We start from the raw sequence: 2195 nt of genomic DNA, 5'->3' as shown, positions 1-2195 counted from the left end.
CCAGCTCGGCACATTCACGTGCACTCAATTCAATAACTTTTCGAATCGCATCCCAAAGAAGATTAATATCGGTGGGATAATGTACATCGGTTTCCACAACAAAAGAATCGCATGGCGATGGACCCCAATGTTTGGACAGCCTGAAAGAAAATTAAGCTCGAAACCAGCGTATTGAAAAAGAAGAGGCATCAGGCGGCCTCAGCGAACGGAAGAGGGAGATCATAGTAAAACTCATCCGGTGTCCGGTCGTCAAGAGAAGAATGTCCTCGCTCTTGGTTGTAATAGCGCACCCAGCGGCTCAGCCCCTGGCGCAACTCAGAGCCACTGTTAAACGAGTGCAGGTAAAGGTAATGATGTTTGATGGTCCACCATAGCCGTTCTATAAAAATATTGTCCTGGCATCTTCCACGGCCGTCCATGCTGATGTTAACGCCGTGGTCCTTGAGCGTCTGTGTGAAAGCGTTGCTGGTAAACTGTGCGCCTTGATCCGTGTTAAAGATTTCCGGCGCACCGTAGCGTCTTAGAGCCTCTTTAAGCGCATGGACACAGAAATCAGACTCCAGTGTATTGGAAATTCGCCAGGCCAGGATTTTTCGGCTATGCCAGTCCATAACGGCAACAAGGTACATAAATCCACGGGCCATGGGAATGTAGGTGATATCAGTTGCCCAGACTTGGTTGGGACGATCGATGGTCAAGTCCCTGAGCAGATATGGGTAAATCTTGTGTTCGGGATGCGGCCTGCTGGTATGAGGCTTGGGGTAAATCGCCTCTATGCCCATCAGTCGCATCAGCCTTTGAATGCGTTTACGGTTGACTTTACGGCCCTGTCGACGAAAATGTCGCGCCATCGACCGGCTGCCGTAAGACGGTGTTTTCATGTACTGCTCGTCAATCAGGCGCATCAGTTCCAGATCTTCGGGTTTAATCCGCCGCGGCTTGTAGTAGAACGAGGACCGGCTTATGCCCAACAGGTGGCATTGTCGTGAAATGCTCGGCTTCTGTAATGGATCAATCATTTTCTTTCGTTGCTTGCTGTTCAGCTGCCGAGCTTGCGTGCTAAAAAATCGCGTTCTACCTTGAGTTTTCCGATATGACGATAAAGTTCGTCAATTTTGCCCTCGGCCTGCTTGCGGGATTTTTGGCCCTTGCCGAAAAGCTCAGCGGCGTTGTCGAGCAGTTGACGTTTCCACGTCGAGATCATCGTAGGATGAATGTCGAAGCGACTGGCAAGTTGAGCCGCAGTTTCTTCATTTTGTAATGCTGCCAACGCGACCTTTGCCTTAAATTGTGGACTGTGTTGTTTGCGCTTTTTGCCCATGGTCAGATCCTCCTTTTTTGGTCTGATTCAGAGCTTAACACATTGTCCAAATTTTGGGGACCACCGCCATTTTCAGCCCCGAAAAATAAATTTAAAGGAGAAATGATCATGACGAATAGATACGAAAAGACTTTCAGTATTGGCGATGCCAGCAGAATAACTGGCGTCAGCCAGCGACAATTAAGGGCTTGGGAAGGTAAACACATCCCCCAGCCAGATCGGTTGATCGGTGGAGAGAGAGCTTATCGCAGGTATACCCAGGCCCAGATTAACCTGATAACGCGAATCAAAGAATATCAGGATCAAGGGTTCACACTAAAAGCCTCCGCGCAAAAAGCCCAGGATGCTCTGGCCGCGAAGGGGGGTACGGCTAATGCGTAAAAAGCAAAGGAAAATGAAAACCAAGATGTGCCCTCTTCTGGATGAGAATTGTGTGAAAGATTCTAACGAATTTAAAATCAACCGGAAGCAAGCAGAATTTACATCAAGCCTTGAATCAAATTCCTTTGCTCTTAGTAGATTTAAATTTTCTTTGCTCCTGGCTTTAACAAAGGGTGGGTGTTGCCGCCGTGGATATAACCGGCCTGATAAAGCCCCTTCCGCAATTGGAGTGTGCCGCTGGCACCGGGAACAGTTCCTTGTTAATGCCATTTAAAATCTGTTTTAATCATGCGATTTTTAACCCTCCAGTAGCAACAAAGATTGTTCGAGCCAATCACCTGAAAATATCCATTCTGGCCAACCCAGCTCGGTTCTGGTGGGCTTTCTATCCGAGTCCATAGAGATAGATGTGCATAAAAAACAGTAAAAAAAATAATTTTGCAACGGGTGATTTGGGGAGAGCTTTCCGGCATCGATAGTATATAATTGTATA

Annotated in this window: 2 protein-coding genes; one reads left to right on the top strand and one right to left on the bottom strand. The window is 47.5% G+C overall.

Annotation, left to right across the window (positions count from 1 at the left end; all coding sequences use genetic code 11):
- Positions 1-188: 188 nt before the first annotated feature.
- Positions 189-1321, bottom strand: a protein-coding gene (locus V3S16_RS15915; RefSeq protein WP_413886701.1) for an IS3 family transposase whose coding sequence is annotated in 2 segments (ribosomal slippage) — positions 189-1054 and positions 1054-1321 — 1134 coding nt in all. Because the reading frame shifts where the segments join, the coding sequence is not laid out codon by codon here.
- A 108-nt stretch (positions 1322-1429) separates the two neighbouring features.
- Between V3S16_RS15915 and V3S16_RS15910 the strand changes: the two genes are divergently transcribed.
- Positions 1430-1702: a MerR family transcriptional regulator gene (locus V3S16_RS15910; RefSeq protein ID WP_413886699.1), complete on the top strand. Its 273-nt coding sequence runs from the start codon at positions 1430-1432 to the stop codon at positions 1700-1702.
- Positions 1703-2195 lie beyond the last annotated feature (493 nt).

Source organism: Candidatus Desulfatibia sp. (genome assembly GCF_036446775.1).
Taxonomy (GTDB): Bacteria; Desulfobacterota; Desulfobacteria; order Desulfobacterales; family UBA11574; genus Desulfatibia_A.
This window is presented reverse-complemented; position numbering and strand designations above follow the sequence as displayed.